This is a genomic window from Salmonella enterica subsp. diarizonae (assembly GCF_008692785.1).
GTDB lineage: Bacteria > Pseudomonadota > Gammaproteobacteria > Enterobacterales > Enterobacteriaceae > Salmonella > Salmonella diarizonae.
On sequence record NZ_VXJV01000004.1, the window covers coordinates 267607 to 283236 of the forward strand.

Consider the following 15630-nt stretch of genomic DNA (forward strand, 5'->3'; position numbering starts at 1 on the left):
TCGACCAATCCACCCTGTCCCGGCCTCTTGCAACCAGACGTAACCTCTTATTATTTTAAAAATTACAGCACGTTATTTCGTTAGCTTTTTTTCAATATCGTGGACCAAACGGTGCAACATTACCGTGTCTCGCTGTCCCAGCAGGCCGATTCGCTGTTGTAGCCAGTCGGTTAATTTGTGGTCATCAGCCGCCTCCAGAGTCGTTAACAGGCGTAAAAGGCGCGCACGTAATGCCTGTAACTGCGATCCATCAGCAATATCAACGGATTCCGTAGGCTGTTGCATTAAACCTGCTAATTGATAGCAATACACCATGACCGCCTGCCCGAGATTGAGCGAAGGGTAATCCGCCGCCATCGGCACGCCGGTCAACACATCCGCCAGCGCCAGCTCGTCATTGGTCAGACCGGAATCCTCACGGCCAAAAACCAGCGCGGCATGATGCATCCAGCGTGATTTTTCCTGCAATAAGGGAACCAGTTCAGCGGGCGAAGCATAGTAGTGAAATTTTGCCCGACTGCGGGCTGTCGTCGCTACGGTAAAATCAACATCGTGGAGCGCGTCGGCAAGGGTATGGAAAACATCAATATTATCAATAACATCACCAGAACCATGCGCGACCCAACGGGTGGCAGGATCCAGGTGCGCCTGGCTGTCGACAATACGCAGGTTAGTAAATCCCATGGTCTTCATAGCCCGGGCGGCTGCGCCAATATTTTCCGCTCTGGCGGGAGCGACAAGAACGATTGTTACACGCATTTTATTACTCTTTTTGACTAACTTACAGGAAATTAGCTGGTATTTGTCAGCATATTACGCTTCGCGAATTTACAAAATTTTAACGAATGTCACTGAAAAAGTATTTTTGATTCAGTAAAAGACGCTACACTATTGCGTATCTGTACTATTGCCGTTTATGTTAACAAAACATGCTTATCCTGCTGTTTATTTAGGATAATTTAATTTAAAATGGATTGCGCCCTTTGGATTCATCGCATTTATTAGTTGGCTTACGCAACTAGTTGGAATATTGCAAATTTGTGATGAAAGCTAGCATTTAGCTACGATGATTTCATCAAACTGTTAACGTGCTACAATTGAACTTGATATATGTCAACGAAGCGTAGTTTTATTGGGTGTCCGGTACGTCTTAGCCTGTTATGTTGCTGTTAAAATGGTTAGGATGACAGCCGTTTTTGACACTGTCGGGTCCAGAGGGAAAGTACCCACGACCAAGCTAATGATGTTGTTGACGTTGATGGAAAGTGCATCAAGAACGCAATTACGTACTTTAGTCATGTTACGCCGATCATGTTAATTTGCGACATGCATCAGGCAGGTCAGGGACTTTTGTACTTCCTGTTTCGATTTAGTTGGCAATTTAGGTAGCAAACATGCAGACCCCGCACATTCTTATCGTTGAAGACGAGTTGGTAACACGCAACACGTTGAAAAGTATTTTCGAAGCGGAAGGCTATGATGTATTCGAAGCGACAGATGGCGCGGAAATGCATCAGATCCTCTCTGAATATGACATCAACCTGGTGATCATGGATATCAATCTGCCAGGGAAAAACGGTCTCCTGTTAGCGCGTGAACTGCGTGAGCAGGCAAACGTTGCGCTGATGTTCCTGACGGGCCGCGATAACGAAGTCGACAAAATTCTCGGCCTCGAAATCGGCGCGGATGATTACATCACCAAACCGTTTAACCCACGCGAACTGACCATCCGTGCCCGCAACCTGCTGTCCCGTACCATGAACCTGGGTACCGTCAGCGAAGAGCGCCGTAGCGTTGAAAGCTACAAGTTCAACGGTTGGGAACTGGATATCAACAGTCGTTCACTGATCGGCCCGGACGGCGAGCAGTATAAACTACCGCGCAGCGAGTTCCGCGCGATGCTTCACTTCTGCGAAAACCCTGGCAAAATCCAGTCGCGCGCAGAGCTGTTGAAGAAAATGACCGGACGCGAGCTGAAGCCGCATGACCGTACTGTTGACGTCACCATTCGTCGTATTCGTAAGCATTTCGAATCCACGCCGGATACGCCGGAAATCATCGCCACCATCCACGGCGAAGGTTACCGCTTCTGCGGCGACCTGCAAGATTAATTCGGCCCTGGCGCCGAACAGTAAAAACAGCCAGTAAGTCATTCTTACTGGCTGTTTTTTATGTCTCCTTCCGCTGAGTGGCTTCACTGTCCTTCCTGGCCTGCCGTTATGACGTACTCTTTTATACAAAAATTGTCGTATGGCGCTGCTTCTCAACTTGCGAAAACTAAAGTACCTTGCTTACTCGGTACTTAGTCTGCTGGTTACACTGAGCACAATAGTATTATGTCTTCTTGGCTATCACTCTGAAATAAAGGATTATATCTGAGACACCAGGCCAACAAACTTAAATCAAGACGGATTATCTTATACCTGACGTTAGCGAATAATATCCTGCGACGCTCTCCATTAATGTTACGACGAACGATGCTAAGCGTCGCTCTTAACCATCTTGTTAAAGCCTACCGAAATATAGTTTTGGTTTATTAGCACCGATGTTGTGGAGTTCCCTCAGCCCCTGCTCGGGGCAACGCCGGACAAGTTTATCGGGGTGTGCGTCACAGTTGTCCATCAGTCAAACATGAGTTGTACTACAGGTAAATGCTTCACTGTGAGTCGACACTTATTATTACTGGTTGCCTCTTGATAACACGACTTAAATAGTTATCCAGAATACATTGTGCTTCCTCATTACAGGCGTATTTTTCCCCTGATGGCGTAAAGAGGTAAGGTGCTATCTCTCTTTGAGTTTCGATAATGATTTCACGGTATTTCTGTTCATAACAATTTTTATGAGGATTTAAGTTGGTATCAAACAGCCATAAATTTTCAGCATCGCGCGCGACTGAGATAACATGAGCGTTATCAATTGTCAGGATCAAACATTGTCCGGCAGAAAGAGAATTCAGTTTGTATCTGACCAGGTCGATATCAAAAGGATGTTCCTGTGCAATATGTCCTAATTTTTCAGCTAATCGGCCATGTGTACACCCCTCTCTGTCCCGGATATGGGTGTTGGAAAAATAAATATCAACCTTTAGGGGTATACCTGTGTCTATAAGACTGCTAAAAATATCAATGATTTCCATCGAACAGTCTTTTCCTGTCATGCCGTTATATCGTACCTGTTCGAAAAAAACATCAGCCTTTTCTTTTCCTCCTCCATTAAGATAAGTAAAGATACCCGCAGAGGTTAATACACAAGGCCCCATAGCCATTTCAGCAGGTTTCAGGACAGCACCTTTAAGCCACTGAAGATTTTCAATAGAAAGTCGATCACTTAGTGGTCGTCCCTCAGACATAGAAATTGGGGCGATAGCAGATTGAGACGCAGATACTGGTAACATAAAACCTCTTAATTTTTCTAAAAAAATAAATATCTGCCCTGGCCGTATGAAAAACGGCTGTGCAATTTCTGCTGACTTATCCGCACTAATGCGACAATACTTGAAATTATACCCAGTATCCAGCAGCGGCATTATTTTTCCACAGACGACCAAGATCTGCCGTAGGCGAAGTGTTGTGGCAATCGGGCTGGGTTTCCACTTCTGAAGTCACAATGGATGGCTGTAGTCGCGATTATAAGGTCGGTTTCTTATATGAGCCCGGTAGCGCGTAGTCAAATACATCAGCGACAATAAATGCGAATGACGGGAACAACACACCAGTATTAAGCACCGGTCTTTCCGGCGTAAGAATTGCGATTAAAACCCAAACGAATTCTGGCCCCTACGATAATATCTACCATAATCGCGATAAAACACACTATGTGATGGCCCCCGCCTACAATATTGAACTGGTTGCCTTAGGCGGCCCGGTTGCTTCCGGTACCGCCACATTCCAAAGCCCAATAGCGCGCGTATCCTTTAACCAGACCAGCGGTGCTGCCTACTCTTTCCCTGTTATTACCGCCACGGCATGACAGGCACCGCACTGATGGCGTTTTTCGGCGACCCCTCGACCACTTTGTCGGAGTAGGCCAGATACGCCAGCGTGTTGCGTTTCTCATCATAGAAACGCACGACCTGTAGAGACTTAAATATCAATGAGGTACGTTTTTTGAAAACCACCTCTCCTTGCGCCTTACCGTTCTTAATTTTATCGCTCAGCTCAATAGGCCCAACCTGCTGGCAAGAGATGGCGGCGTCAGACGTATCTTCCGCCAGCCCTAATCCGCCTTTTATGCCGCCCGTTTTCGCCCGGCTAACATAGCACGTCACGTTTTTGACATCAGGATCGTCAAAAGCTTCCACCACGATTTTATGGTCGGGGCCGAACATTTTAAATACCGTATCGACTGAACCAATTTGTTCCGCGCGGGCGATCTGCCCCAGCATCAACAAAATTGAGAAGAGTACTAAGTTCTTGTATTTCATATTGTTACCATTCATAAAAGTTACATTGCACAATTATTAAACATTCTAAAATAAAAGGGTTATAGATCACAGGATTAGAATGATTACGTGTTATGTTGTCCAAAAAAAAGCATTTAAGCTCAAAAAAAACACTGAATGCTAAAAGAACAAAAAATGCTATTATCCTCTTACCTGATATCGGGTGCTCGTTGTTGAAAGGATGGGGATATTTTATGGATCAGGCTGGCATTATTCGCGACCTGTTAATCTGGCTGGAAGGTCATCTGGATCAGCCGCTGTCACTTGACAATGTGGCGGCAAAAGCGGGCTATTCCAAGTGGCACCTGCAGAGAATGTTTAAGGACGTGACGGGCCACGCCATAGGCGCTTATATCCGCGCCCGTCGTTTATCTAAATCAGCGGTGGCGCTGCGTTTGACTGCGCGTCCGATTCTGGATATTGCTCTCCAGTACCGCTTCGATTCTCAGCAAACCTTTACGCGCGCCTTTAAGAAACAGTTTTCTCAGACGCCAGCACTGTATCGTCGCTCCCCGGAATGGAGCGCCTTTGGCATTCGCCCGCCATTACGGCTAGGCGAGTTTACCGTGCCGGAACATCAGTTCGTTACGCTGGAAGATACGCAGCTCCTTGGCGTCACGCAGAGCTATTCCTGCTCGCTGGAACAGATTTCCGACTTCCGCCACGAAATGCGCGTGCAATTCTGGCATGATTTCCTCGGTCATTCGCCAACTATTCCGCCAGTGCTTTATGGGCTTAATGAAACGCGCCCCAGCCTGGAGAAAGACGATGAGCAGGAAGTGTTCTATACCACCGCGCTGCCGCAAGAGCAGGCCGATGGCTATGTCCAGTCGGCGCGCCCCGTGCTGTTGCAGGGCGGTGAATACGTCATGTTCACCTATGAAGGCTTAGGAACCGGCGTGCAGGACTTTATCCTGACCGTTTACGGTACCTGTATGCCAATGCTGAATCTGACCCGTCGTAAAGGACAGGATATAGAGCGATATTATCCGTCAGAAGATACCAAAACCGGCGATCGCCCTATTCACCTACGCTGCGAATTTCTGATCCCAATTCGCCGTTAACGCTGTAATTCATCCAACGCGGGGGCGTCCAGATGCGAAACGTCCCCTGCGGTTTCTACCACCCAGCCAGATGCCAGCCACTGACTTTCCTGGTAATCGACGCGGGAAATAGAGCAGTTGCGCAAACGTAACCGGCGTTCCGCCCAGGCGGGCAGTCCCAGTATAGTACTGACCAGACAGCCCAACGCGATACCGTGGCTGACCAACAAGGGGCGGCTGCCCTGCGGCAATTCAAGGCAGGACGCCAGCGCGGCATGAACGCGATCGCTCAACTCCTGCATCGATTCCCCACCGGGAATGCGGCCATCCTGAGTGCCGTTGACCAACTGACGACGCCAGCCCTCTTCTTCTTCCGTCAGCGAGTCGATCTGGCGCTTTTCCAGCACGCCCATATCCAGCTCGCGCAGGCGGGAGTCAAAGGTGATATCACAACCGCACGCCTGGGCGATAATCTCCGCCGTGCGTTTTGTGCGGCCTAAATCGCTGCTGATGATATGGGTGATGCCGAGGCTGCGGGCGCGTTCTCCTACCTGCATGGCCTGCTGCTCGCCTTTTGCCGTCAGTGGACTGTCCGATTGGCCCTGAATACGTCGCTCGGCGTTCCACTGCGTTTCACCGTGGCGAACAAGGTATACCTGTAACATGTTTTTTTTCCGTTATACTGCGATAAATTTTTAAAACTGAGCTTAATTATGCACCAGGTTATCTCCGCGACCACCAATCCTGCCAAAATTCAGGCAATTCTACAGGCATTTGAAGAGATTTTCGGCGAAGGATCGTGCCATATTACGCCCGTCGCCGTCGAGAGCGGCGTACCGGAGCAGCCCTTCGGAAGCGAGGAAACGCGCGCTGGCGCACGAAATCGCATCGCGAATGCGCGTTTGCTGTATCCGGAAGCAGACTTTTGGGTCGCCATTGAAGCGGGCATTGATGATGACAGCACCTTCAGTTGGGTCGCGATCGAAAGCGTCGAACAGCGCGGCGAGGCGCGTTCCGCGACGCTGCCCCTGCCAGCCGTTATTCTTGAAAATGTGCGTGCCGGCGCGGCTCTCGGCCCGGTGATGTCCCAATATACCGGTATTGACGAGATTGGCCGCAAAGAGGGCGCCATTGGCGTATTTACCGCCGGAAAATTAACGCGCTCCAGCGTTTACCACCAGGCGGTGATCCTGGCGCTCAGCCCGTTTCATAACGCGATATACCGTTAAACCTGGGCGTTATTGCCGGATAGTATTCGGCCTACGGTAAACGCCGTCTGTTGCCGGCCTGATAAGCGCAGCGCCATCAGGCGTTTTTCAGCAGTACATTCTCAAGCCAATGACGCAGTTCAACCGGCGCGGATTTCAGGCTGTTTGATCCCCGCGTGATGGTGGCGATGCCCGCCCCCAGCTCGGTTTTCAATTCGCGCTGGCTCATTTCGCCCCGCAGCAACTCCTCAATAATGCGCACGCGCGTTCCCAGCGCTTCACGCTCGTCCGGCGTAAGCATCAGTTGTAATAAAGGCAGGTGCAGATCTTCTGCATATGCCTGGCGGAGTAACTCCACAAAACGAAGCCACTCCTGATTACGTTGTTCGGCGATAGCCGATGAATAAGGGGAATGCTGGGTCATGTTATACCGCCGTTTGTACTGTTACACGAGTACAAATGATAACATAACCCGTCCGCATTAATACCGTCGCTGCCACTCAGAGTCGCTCATTAAGGTCTCTTTCTGCCCCATAAAGTGGCGATAGTAAGCGTCATAGGCCAGAACGTTTTTCACGTAGCCGCGCGTTTCCGAAAAGGGAATGCTTTCGACAAACGCTACGGCGTCGATACGCCCGGCGCTATTACCAAGCCAGGTGCGTACTCGCCCCGGCCCGGCGTTATACGCCGCAGAGGCGAAAATGCGGTTATTGCCAAACTGCTGATAGACATACTGCAAATAGTGGGTGCCAATGTTGATGTTGGTCTCCGGCTCCAACAGTTGGCCAGGGCTGCGGTAGTCCGGGATCGAAAACATTTTCACCGTATGGGTGGCCGTCCCCGGCATGATCTGCATTAAGCCGCTGGCCCCCACCGGCGATTTTACTTTCGGGTTCCAGGCGCTCTCCTGGCGGGCAATCGCCATGGCATAGCTTTGTGAGATATCTTTTCCGCGGGTATAGCGTGTAAAAAGATCGTTATACGCCAGCGGGAAACGTTCCTCCAGATGATCCCACAGTTTTCCGGCGATCGTCGCCTGTACGCTCAGATCCCACCAGTGCTGGTTAAACGCATAGCGCGCCAACAGCGCCTGTTCGGATTTAGTACGGCTTTTTACCAGATTCGCCCATTCGCTGCGCGCCGTGTTATCCAGATTCCAGTACATCAGCTCACGTACACGCGCCATCTCCGGCCCCTGTGTCAGCGCGCTGTTTACGTTGGCGGGCGCTTTATCGATTTTAAGGGTGTACTCTTCGCCTAAACGCTGCGCCGCGACCATCGGATAAAAACCGCGCTTCTGCATTAAAGCATGAAGAATCTCTTTCGCTTCGGCGTCACGACCACGCTCCAGCAATAAATCCGCCTGCCAGTAACGCCATTCGTCTTTCTCTTTCGCTTCCATTGGCAGTCGGGCAAGCCAGGTATTGAGGCCGCGACGATCGCCCGTCCCCAGCGCCATACGCACGCGCCGCTCGATAAGCGATGTCGATTGCGAACGCATAATCGCGTCATCGCGCCATTTCGCCTGCGCATCGGTCACATCGTTGCCCATCAGTCGCCAGGCGACGATATCGCGCAGCGCCTGCGTTTGTTCCTCATTAAGTTTCTGCGCCTGTACCAGCGATGGAATCATCAGACGCGCATTTTCCGCGTCCTGGCGTGCAACGCTGGCAAACGCGACTGCCGCCATCTGGCGGGTAAAATCGGTGGCGCCGGTGGCCCACGCGAAGGACAACACGTTATTAGGGTCGTTGGCCAGGGTAATGATCGCTGAGGCGATCGTTTGATATTCCGCCGGCATCTGTCCGGCCAGCACCGTAACCAGACCGGTATTCCCGGCTTTCATCGCCAGCCGAATACGCTCCAGGTACGCCAGCGGGTCTTGCTTGCCGGAGGCCCGCCAGACGCTGAACAGTTTATCGCAGGCATTCGGCTGGCTTTTGCCGGTCAACCAAAGGTCTTTCGCGCCCTGCCAGGCCTCTTCCGTTTGCCCGGTGCTCCATTTCGCGTAGTAATAGTTGCATTGCGCTTCCGTGGTGCCGGGTTTCTCCGGGCTAAACGCCAGCAAGCCGCGCCAGTCTTCACGACGCGCCAGTTCATTGACGAAGCGTGATTGCAGCGTACGCGCAGGCGGAAGCGTAGGATTGGTGCGAACAAACTGCGTGACGGCAATCGCCGGTTGGTTCATTAAATCGTCGGTGATCTTACGGTATTCCAGGTACGGATAGAGCGGATAATCTTTCAGACCCGGCATCATCTGCTCTACCACATCCATCTGACGGTTGTCCCAGGCCTGTTTAATCTGCGCATAACGGTTACGCTGCTCCTCCAGTGAGTCGGCACGCGCGAGGTGACAAAAGGTCAGCAGGCATACGCTGGCGGCGATGAGACGCCAGGCAAATGGTTTGGCTCTATCCACAAGCTCTTCCTCAATTGTTATCCAATGCAGCATCATGCCGCGTAATGAATTTATGCTAACCAGTCATAGCCATTTGCGCCACGTTACGGACACTTTTTTACTTTTATTGCGAGTACGATCTGCTGGCTGGGCTTAGGCAGGGAAAAAGGCTACACTTCGCCTTTGAAATCTATTCACCATCACGATAAACATAGAGGCGAAGTCCAACGTGGCTCAATTCGTTTATACCATGCATCGTGTCGGCAAAGTGGTTCCGCCGAAACGTCATATTCTGAAAAACATCTCGCTGAGCTTCTTCCCTGGCGCCAAAATCGGCGTACTGGGCCTTAACGGCGCCGGTAAGTCTACCCTGCTGCGCATCATGGCGGGTCTCGATACTGATATCGAGGGCGAAGCGCGCCCGCAGCCTGGCATTAAGATTGGCTACCTGCCGCAGGAACCTCAGCTAAATCCTGAACACACGGTACGCGAGTCGATTGAAGAGGCCGTTTCTGAAGTGGTTAACGCTCTCAAACGTCTGGATGAGGTGTACGCGTTGTACGCCGATCCGGATGCCGACTTCGACAAGCTGGCGGCAGAGCAAGGCCGGCTTGAAGAGATTATCCAGGCGCACGACGGACATAACCTGAACGTCCAGCTTGAGCGCGCCGCTGACGCCCTGCGTCTGCCGGACTGGGATGCCAAAGTCGAAAAACTGTCCGGCGGTGAGCGCCGCCGCGTGGCGCTGTGCCGTCTGTTGCTGGAAAAACCAGATATGCTGCTGCTCGACGAACCGACTAACCACCTGGATGCGGAGTCCGTGGCCTGGCTGGAACGCTTCCTGCACGATTTCGAAGGCACCGTCGTGGCGATTACCCACGACCGTTACTTCCTCGATAACGTCGCCGGCTGGATTCTGGAGCTTGACCGCGGCGAAGGTATTCCGTGGGAAGGCAACTATTCCTCCTGGCTGGAGCAGAAAGATCAGCGTCTGGCGCAGGAAGCGTCTGCCGAAGCGGCGCGCCGTAAATCCATTGAGAAAGAGCTGGAGTGGGTGCGTCAGGGCGCGAAAGGCCGTCAGTCGAAAGGCAAGGCGCGTCTGGCTCGCTTTGAGGAGCTGAACAACGTTGAGTATCAAAAACGTAACGAAACCAACGAACTGTTTATTCCACCTGGACCGCGTCTGGGCGACAAAGTCATTGAAGTCAGCAACCTGCGTAAATCCTACGGCGATCGCGTGTTGATAGACGACCTGAGCTTCTCGGTACCGAAAGGCGCTATCGTCGGGATCATCGGGCCGAACGGCGCGGGTAAATCGACCCTGTTCCGCATGATGTCCGGTCAGGAGCAGCCTGATAGCGGCACTATTACACTGGGTGAAACCGTCAAGCTGGCCTCGGTCGATCAGTTCCGCGACGCGATGGATAACAGCAAAACCGTCTGGGAAGAAGTGTCCGGCGGGCTGGATATCATGAAGATCGGCAACACCGAAATGCCGAGCCGCGCCTATGTAGGCCGCTTCAACTTCAAAGGCGTCGATCAAGGCAAACGCGTTGGTGAGCTGTCCGGCGGTGAGCGCGGTCGTCTGCATCTGGCTAAACTGCTGCAGGTGGGCGGCAACGTCCTGCTGCTCGACGAACCGACAAACGACCTGGATATCGAAACCCTGCGCGCGCTGGAAAACGCCCTGCTGGAGTTCCCGGGCTGCGCGATGGTTATCTCGCACGACCGTTGGTTCCTTGACCGTATCGCCACCCACATTCTGGATTATCAGGATGAAGGTAAGGTGGAATTCTTCGAAGGTAACTTTACCGAATACGAAGAGTACAAGAAACGCACGCTGGGCGCCGAGGCGCTGGAACCGAAGCGTATCAAGTACAAACGTATCGCCAAATAAAAGCCAGAATGCCGGGTGGCGCTTGCGCTTACCCGGCCTATGCCAGGCCCGATAAGCGCAAGCGCCATCGGGCAAAAAGTTTATCCCTGCTCCCCCATCATCTCTTTCACCAGCTCCACGCAGCGCAAGAAGCGGCCATCGTAATCAGCCTCTTTAACGTGAACAAACTCAATGTTGTTCTCTTTCAGCATCTCGACCAACAGGCTCTGGAATGCTTTGCGATCCACTGAACTGCCCAGGCTTCGCAGTCCGTCAGCTACCCACGGCGTATTGTTCTCCAGCAAAATCACCAGGTCGAAGCGATATTCGTCAATCAGCGCCTGGACAAACGGATGCTCACGCCCTTCGTATTTTTTGCAAAATGCCTGGGTGGTGACGAAGTCGGTATCGATGAACGCCACTTTGTTAGCATATTTCACTGCAAAATCAATATATTGCGCATGACCCAGCGCGATTTTATCGTAGTCGGAATATTGTAACGCCATCTCATCGCCGCCCAAATGCGAAAAGACATAGTCGCGGCCATATTCCCAGGCGCTGGTGGTATTAAAAATATTGGCGAGCTTATTGACCAGCGTAGACTTGCCGCTTGATTCCCCGCCCAGAATAGCGACGGTACGCACGAAAAACGGCTTCACTTCGGTCGGAATATATTCCCAGTAACGAAACGGATTTTCGCGGATTTGCGCCCCGCTGATATTCATAAATGTGCGTTCAGGATCGACCAGTACCGTCTCAATCCCTAAATGCTCAAGGTACTGCGGCGCATCGGCCTCTTCGGAAGTGTAGATCCAGCTCGGCTGTATTCCCTTCTCTGCCATAAACGCTTTAATGCCGTTGCTCCAGACGTCCCAGCCATGCGGGTAAGGCTCCATCCCCTCTTCATTAAAGGCGTGGATACGAATATTTTTTTGGTATTTGAAGGTTTGCAGCAACCAGCGCAGGCGATCCGACACGGTGGGCTGCTGCGACATGGCGCTATCCTCAAACAGTCCGCGATCGCGCGTATCGTCATATCCCATAATGATGTGCAACTCATCCACCTGGCTACAGGCGCGCTGGATCAAATAGATGTGTCCGGTATGCAGTGGATAAAATTTACCGAACACCACGCCAATGTTTTTCTGCTGGCGGGGAAACTCCAGCCCGAGGAAACGGTGCAGCGCCTCCAGTTTTTGCGCGCTGGGACTTTTGATTTTGGCGTTAAGTAACTGACTCAGATACCCCTTGGTCATACCGCTGGCGTCAGCCACCTGTTGCAGAGTGCAACCTTGCTGCTTAATCGCGGTTTTGAGATAGTCGAACGATGACACAAGAGCCTCCTGCAAAAAAAGATCGTAGGCCGGATAAGACGCCCCGGCGTCGCCATCCGGCAACGCTACGCCTGATGGCCTACATCAAACACATACAGATTATTATAAGTCGTCAAAGACGCTTAACGCATCTGCAAGCTTTTTAACGCCGAACACCTGCATTCCTTCCGGCGGCTTTTTCGGTACGTTGGCGGCAGGCACAATCGCCCGACGAAAACCGTGTTTCGCCGCCTCGGAAATACGCTCCTGCCCGCTCGGCACCGGACGAATCTCGCCTGCCAGCCCCACTTCGCCAAACACCACCAGATCCTGCGGCAACGGCCTGTCACGCAGGCTGGAGACCATCGCCAGCAGTAAAGCCAGATCCGCGCTGGTTTCGGTGACTTTCACGCCGCCGACCACGTTGACGAAGACGTCCTGATCCGACATTTGCAGACCGCCGTGTCGGTGCAGCACCGCCAGCAGGATTGCCAGACGGTTTTGTTCCAGACCGACCGCCACGCGTCTGGGATTCGCCATCATCGAGTGATCGACCAGCGCCTGAATCTCCACCAGCAAGGGTCGCGTACCTTCCCAGACTACCATCACTGAACTGCCGGAAGTGACCTCATCGCCGCGGCTTAAAAAGATGGCGGACGGATTGCTCACTTCGCGCAACCCCTGTTCGGTCATAGCAAAGACGCCCAGCTCATTGACTGCGCCAAAGCGGTTTTTATGGCTGCGCAGAGTACGGAAACGAGAATCGGCGTCGCCGTCGAGCAGCACAGAGCAGTCGATACAGTGTTCCAGGACTTTCGGCCCCGCCAACGACCCGTCTTTGGTAACGTGGCCAACCATCACGATCGCCACGCCGCGCGTTTTGGCGAAGCGCGTCAGGTAGGCTGCCGTTTCGCGGACCTGGGCAACGCTGCCCGGCGACGACTGGATGTCCGCCATATGCATCACCTGTATGGAGTCGATAACCATTAGCTTCGGCTGCTCTTCTTCCGCAATCAGGCAGATCTGCTCAATACTGGTTTCGGACAGCATATTCAGATTCGCCGTCGGCAGGCCGAGACGGTGCGCGCGCATTGCCACCTGCTGAAGCGACTCTTCGCCGGTGACGTAGAGCGTTTTCATCTGCTCGGCGAGTTTACACAGCGTTTGCAGCAGCAATGTTGATTTGCCCGCGCCGGGATTACCGCCGATCAAAATGGCGCTGCCGGGCACTACGCCGCCCCCCAGTACGCGGTCAAACTCCTTGAAACCGGTAGAAAAACGCGGCAGCGCCTCAAGACTGATATCAGACAGTTTCTGGACTTTTGATACGCCCGCACTGCCGGCGTATCCGCTCAGACGTTCGTTACGGGCGACAGTGGGCGATGCGGCAACACGCATTTCCGTGATGGTGTTCCAGGCATGACAGGCGCTGCACTGCCCCTGCCAGCGTGGGTAATCGGCACCACATTCATTACAGACAAAGGCGCGTTTGGGAGCTTTCGCCACGATATACCTCTTTCGTTAACACGTTTGCCGGATAACGACGCTAACACGTCTTAGCCGACCTACAAAATGAACGCCCCATCCGGCAATGTCATTATTTCTGGTTCATGCTGCCGGAGAGAATGCAAAACACGCCCATCAGGTCAGCGTGACGGATTGTAATCTCCGTCTTTTCGTTTACTTTTGGCTTGGCATGGAAAGCAATTCCTAATCCTGCCGCTTTGATCATTGGCAGATCGTTAGCGCCATCGCCAATCGCCACCGTCTGCGCCAGCGGGATGTCATGCTCTTGCACCAAACGAAGCAAGGTATTGGCTTTATACTCGGCGTCTACAATATCGCCGATAACATGACCGGTAAATTTACCGTCCATGATCTCCAGCTCGTTGGCGACCGCCGCCGTCAGGCGTAGCTTGTCACGCAGATAGTCGGCGAAGAAAGTGAAGCCGCCGGACGCGATAGCGACTTTCCAGCCGAGCGTTTCCAGTTTTAGCACCAACTGTGTTAATCCTGGCATTAGCGGTAGATTCTCGCGCACCTGGCGCAAAATATCGGCATCCGCGCCTTTCAGCGTCGCCACGCGGCTGCGTAGGCTGGCGGTAAAATCAAGCTCGCCGCGCATCGCGCGCTCGGTGACTTCAGCCACCTTCTCTCCGGTACCGGCCAGCTTAGCGATTTCATCGATACACTCAATCTGGATCGCCGTGGAATCCATATCCATCACCAGCAGCCCAGGCGTGCGCAGATGCGGAATTTTACCCAGCGGCGCGACATCCAACTGTGCCTCATGCGCCAGCCGCGTCGCACGCGGCGTCAGCGACCCCGCCAGGCGAATAACCTGATAATCTTCCACGCACCAGGCGGCGACAATCACCATTGCGGCGCCCAGTTTGGTCTGATATTGGGTTAAACGCTGCTTATCCAGCCCGCGCCCATACAGCAGCCAACCGCTGCGGCCTGCGTGGTAATCCAGAGGCATCACCTCGTCGCCGCTTAAAGAGAGAGGCAAACCAGGCCATAAAGAGACATCTTCAGGCAGATCGCACCAGGTAATGTTAGGCATTAAAGCTCCTGTTAATCGTTCAGGCCGGTAACCGCCCCGCGGAAAATAACGCATGAGGCTACCTTGTAACCATCACTTCTGGCAACATTAAGCCTCAAATTTTCAGCAGGTGGAATATGGCTCGCGCAAAACTGAAATTTCGGCTGCATCGTGCAGTGATTGTATTGTTCTGTCTCACACTGCTCGTCGCGCTCATGCAGGGCGCCTCCTGGTTTAGCCAAAACCATCAGCGGCAGCGTAACCCGCAACTGGAAGAATTGGCCCGCACGCTGGCGCGTCAGGTGACGCTCAACATCGCCCCGCTGATGCGCAGCGAAACGCCGGATGAAAAACGTATCAACGCCGTACTGCACCAGCTCACGCAAGAGAGCCGTATTCTGGATGCCGGCGTCTATGATGAACAGGGCGATCTTATCACTCGCGCAGGCGAAAGCGTCAACGTGCGCGACAGGCTGGCGCTGGATGGCAAAAAAGCGGGCAGCTATTTTAACCAACAAATTGTCGAACCTATCCAGGGGAAAAACGGCCCCTTGGGCTACCTGCGTCTGACGCTGGATACCCATACGCTGGCGACCGAAGCGAAACAGGTGGATAACACCACCAACATTTTGCGCCTGATGCTGCTGCTTTCGCTGGCGATAGGCGTGGTGCTGACACGCACGTTGTTGCAGGGTAAACGCACCCGCTGGCAGCAGTCACCCTTTCTGTTAACAGCCAGCAAGCCTGTTCCGGAAGAGGAAGAGCATGAGAAAAAAGAGTAAAATGACGGCTTAATAAAGGTA

At 52.7% G+C, this 15630-nt stretch carries 15 protein-coding genes and 2 pseudogenes; 7 read left to right on the plus strand and 10 right to left on the minus strand.

From position 1 onward, the window contains the following. Positions 1 to 72: 72 nt before the first annotated feature. Both F4V72_RS10330 and yjjY read right to left on the minus strand, forming a co-directional pair. On the minus strand, positions 73 to 759 hold the full coding sequence (locus F4V72_RS10330; protein ID WP_023245615.1) for a tRNA/rRNA methyltransferase: 687 nt from the start codon (positions 757 to 759) through the stop codon (positions 73 to 75). A 399-nt stretch (positions 760 to 1158) separates the two neighbouring features. Continuing rightward, entirely contained in the window at positions 1159 to 1299 is a 141-nt protein-coding gene (gene yjjY, locus F4V72_RS10335; protein WP_001541509.1) for a protein YjjY, read from the minus strand. A gap of 95 nt (positions 1300 to 1394) precedes the next feature. Between yjjY and arcA the strand changes: the two genes are divergently transcribed. Next, entirely contained in the window at positions 1395 to 2111 is a 717-nt protein-coding gene (arcA, locus tag F4V72_RS10340) for a two-component system response regulator ArcA (RefSeq protein WP_001194359.1), read from the plus strand. A gap of 187 nt (positions 2112 to 2298) precedes the next feature. Then, a pseudogene (locus tag F4V72_RS10345) lies at positions 2299 to 2540 on the plus strand (IS4 family transposase); the annotation flags it as partial. A 116-nt stretch (positions 2541 to 2656) separates the two neighbouring features. Here the strand turns inward: F4V72_RS10345 and F4V72_RS10350 are convergent. After that, positions 2657 to 3529 carry a hypothetical protein gene (locus F4V72_RS10350; protein ID WP_053509880.1) on the minus strand — a complete coding sequence of 291 codons (873 nt, stop codon included), beginning with the start codon at positions 3527 to 3529 and terminating at the stop codon, positions 2657 to 2659. Positions 3530 to 3561: 32 nt separating this feature from the next. Between F4V72_RS10350 and F4V72_RS10355 the strand changes: the two are divergent. Continuing rightward, positions 3562 to 3930 (plus strand): annotated as a pseudogene (locus tag F4V72_RS10355) (fimbrial major subunit SthE); the annotation flags it as partial. 25 nt (positions 3931 to 3955) lie between these two features. Here the strand turns inward: F4V72_RS10355 and creA are convergent. Continuing rightward, a complete protein-coding gene (creA, locus tag F4V72_RS10360) occupies positions 3956 to 4426 on the minus strand; it encodes a protein CreA (protein WP_023245612.1) in 471 nt (156 codons plus the stop codon). 212 nt (positions 4427 to 4638) lie between these two features. On the opposite strand from creA, the gene robA reads away from it, so the two are divergent. Beyond that, positions 4639 to 5508, plus strand: coding sequence for an MDR efflux pump AcrAB transcriptional activator RobA (gene robA, locus F4V72_RS10365; protein ID WP_023245611.1), 870 nt, complete (start codon positions 4639 to 4641; stop codon positions 5506 to 5508). Here robA and gpmB read toward each other — a convergent pair. After that, positions 5505 to 6152 carry a 2,3-diphosphoglycerate-dependent phosphoglycerate mutase GpmB gene (gpmB, locus tag F4V72_RS10370; RefSeq protein ID WP_000942364.1) on the minus strand — a complete coding sequence of 216 codons (648 nt, stop codon included), beginning with the start codon at positions 6150 to 6152 and terminating at the stop codon, positions 5505 to 5507. The two genes, robA and gpmB, sit on opposite strands and share 4 nt — an antisense overlap. 48 nt (positions 6153 to 6200) lie before the next feature. On the opposite strand from gpmB, the gene yjjX reads away from it, so the two are divergent. Then, on the plus strand, positions 6201 to 6716 hold the full coding sequence (gene yjjX, locus F4V72_RS10375) for an inosine/xanthosine triphosphatase (protein ID WP_000554304.1): 516 nt from the start codon (positions 6201 to 6203) through the stop codon (positions 6714 to 6716). Positions 6717 to 6792: 76 nt separating this feature from the next. On the opposite strand, the gene trpR is transcribed toward yjjX, so the two are convergent. Beyond that, positions 6793 to 7119: a trp operon repressor gene (gene trpR, locus F4V72_RS10380; protein WP_000192003.1), complete on the minus strand. Its 327-nt coding sequence runs from the start codon at positions 7117 to 7119 to the stop codon at positions 6793 to 6795. Between the two features lie 57 nt (positions 7120 to 7176). Beyond that, positions 7177 to 9114, minus strand: a complete 1938-nt coding sequence (gene sltY / locus F4V72_RS10385; RefSeq protein ID WP_023245609.1) for a murein transglycosylase — start codon at positions 9112 to 9114, stop codon at positions 7177 to 7179. Positions 9115 to 9322: 208 nt separating this feature from the next. Between sltY and ettA the strand changes: the two genes are divergently transcribed. Continuing rightward, on the plus strand, positions 9323 to 10990 hold the full coding sequence (gene ettA / locus F4V72_RS10390) for an energy-dependent translational throttle protein EttA (RefSeq protein ID WP_023245608.1): 1668 nt from the start codon (positions 9323 to 9325) through the stop codon (positions 10988 to 10990). Positions 10991 to 11070: 80 nt separating this feature from the next. Here ettA and nadR read toward each other — a convergent pair whose 3' ends face one another. From nadR to serB, 3 genes are all read right to left on the minus strand, one after another. Next, on the minus strand, positions 11071 to 12303 hold the full coding sequence (gene nadR / locus F4V72_RS10395; protein ID WP_023245607.1) for a multifunctional transcriptional regulator/nicotinamide-nucleotide adenylyltransferase/ribosylnicotinamide kinase NadR: 1233 nt from the start codon (positions 12301 to 12303) through the stop codon (positions 11071 to 11073). A 102-nt stretch (positions 12304 to 12405) separates the two neighbouring features. Further along, the gene (radA, locus tag F4V72_RS10400; RefSeq protein ID WP_023245606.1) at positions 12406 to 13788 is read right to left on the minus strand and encodes a DNA repair protein RadA; all 1383 of its coding nucleotides are present in this window, start codon (positions 13786 to 13788) and stop codon (positions 12406 to 12408) included. Between the two features lie 91 nt (positions 13789 to 13879). Next, a complete protein-coding gene (gene serB, locus F4V72_RS10405; protein WP_053509872.1) occupies positions 13880 to 14848 on the minus strand; it encodes a phosphoserine phosphatase in 969 nt (322 codons plus the stop codon). Between the two features lie 116 nt (positions 14849 to 14964). Here serB and F4V72_RS10410 point away from each other — a divergent pair, with 116 nt between their 5' ends. After that, complete coding sequence (locus tag F4V72_RS10410; protein WP_063390089.1) at positions 14965 to 15609, plus strand: YtjB family periplasmic protein; 645 nt, start codon at positions 14965 to 14967, stop codon at positions 15607 to 15609. Positions 15610 to 15630 lie beyond the last annotated feature (21 nt).

What these genes read in the sequence shown, in the direction of transcription:
- serB (WP_053509872.1), bottom strand. Translation starts at nt 14,848, where the DNA reads ATGCCTAACATTACCTGGTGCGATCTGCCTGAAGATGTCTCTTTATGG.
- yjjY (WP_001541509.1), bottom strand. Translation starts at nt 1,299, where the DNA reads ATGACTAAAGTACGTAATTGCGTTCTTGATGCACTTTCCATCAACGTC.
- F4V72_RS10350 (WP_053509880.1), bottom strand. Translation starts at nt 3,529, where the DNA reads ATGCCGCTGCTGGATACTGGGTATAATTTCAAGTATTGTCGCATTAGT.
- arcA (WP_001194359.1), top strand. Translation starts at nt 1,395, where the DNA reads ATGCAGACCCCGCACATTCTTATCGTTGAAGACGAGTTGGTAACACGC.
- F4V72_RS10410 (WP_063390089.1), top strand. Translation starts at nt 14,965, where the DNA reads ATGGCTCGCGCAAAACTGAAATTTCGGCTGCATCGTGCAGTGATTGTA.
- creA (WP_023245612.1), bottom strand. Translation starts at nt 4,426, where the DNA reads ATGAAATACAAGAACTTAGTACTCTTCTCAATTTTGTTGATGCTGGGG.
- gpmB (WP_000942364.1), bottom strand. Translation starts at nt 6,152, where the DNA reads ATGTTACAGGTATACCTTGTTCGCCACGGTGAAACGCAGTGGAACGCC.
- F4V72_RS10330 (WP_023245615.1), bottom strand. Translation starts at nt 759, where the DNA reads ATGCGTGTAACAATCGTTCTTGTCGCTCCCGCCAGAGCGGAAAATATT.
- robA (WP_023245611.1), top strand. Translation starts at nt 4,639, where the DNA reads ATGGATCAGGCTGGCATTATTCGCGACCTGTTAATCTGGCTGGAAGGT.
- yjjX (WP_000554304.1), top strand. Translation starts at nt 6,201, where the DNA reads ATGCACCAGGTTATCTCCGCGACCACCAATCCTGCCAAAATTCAGGCA.
- trpR (WP_000192003.1), bottom strand. Translation starts at nt 7,119, where the DNA reads ATGACCCAGCATTCCCCTTATTCATCGGCTATCGCCGAACAACGTAAT.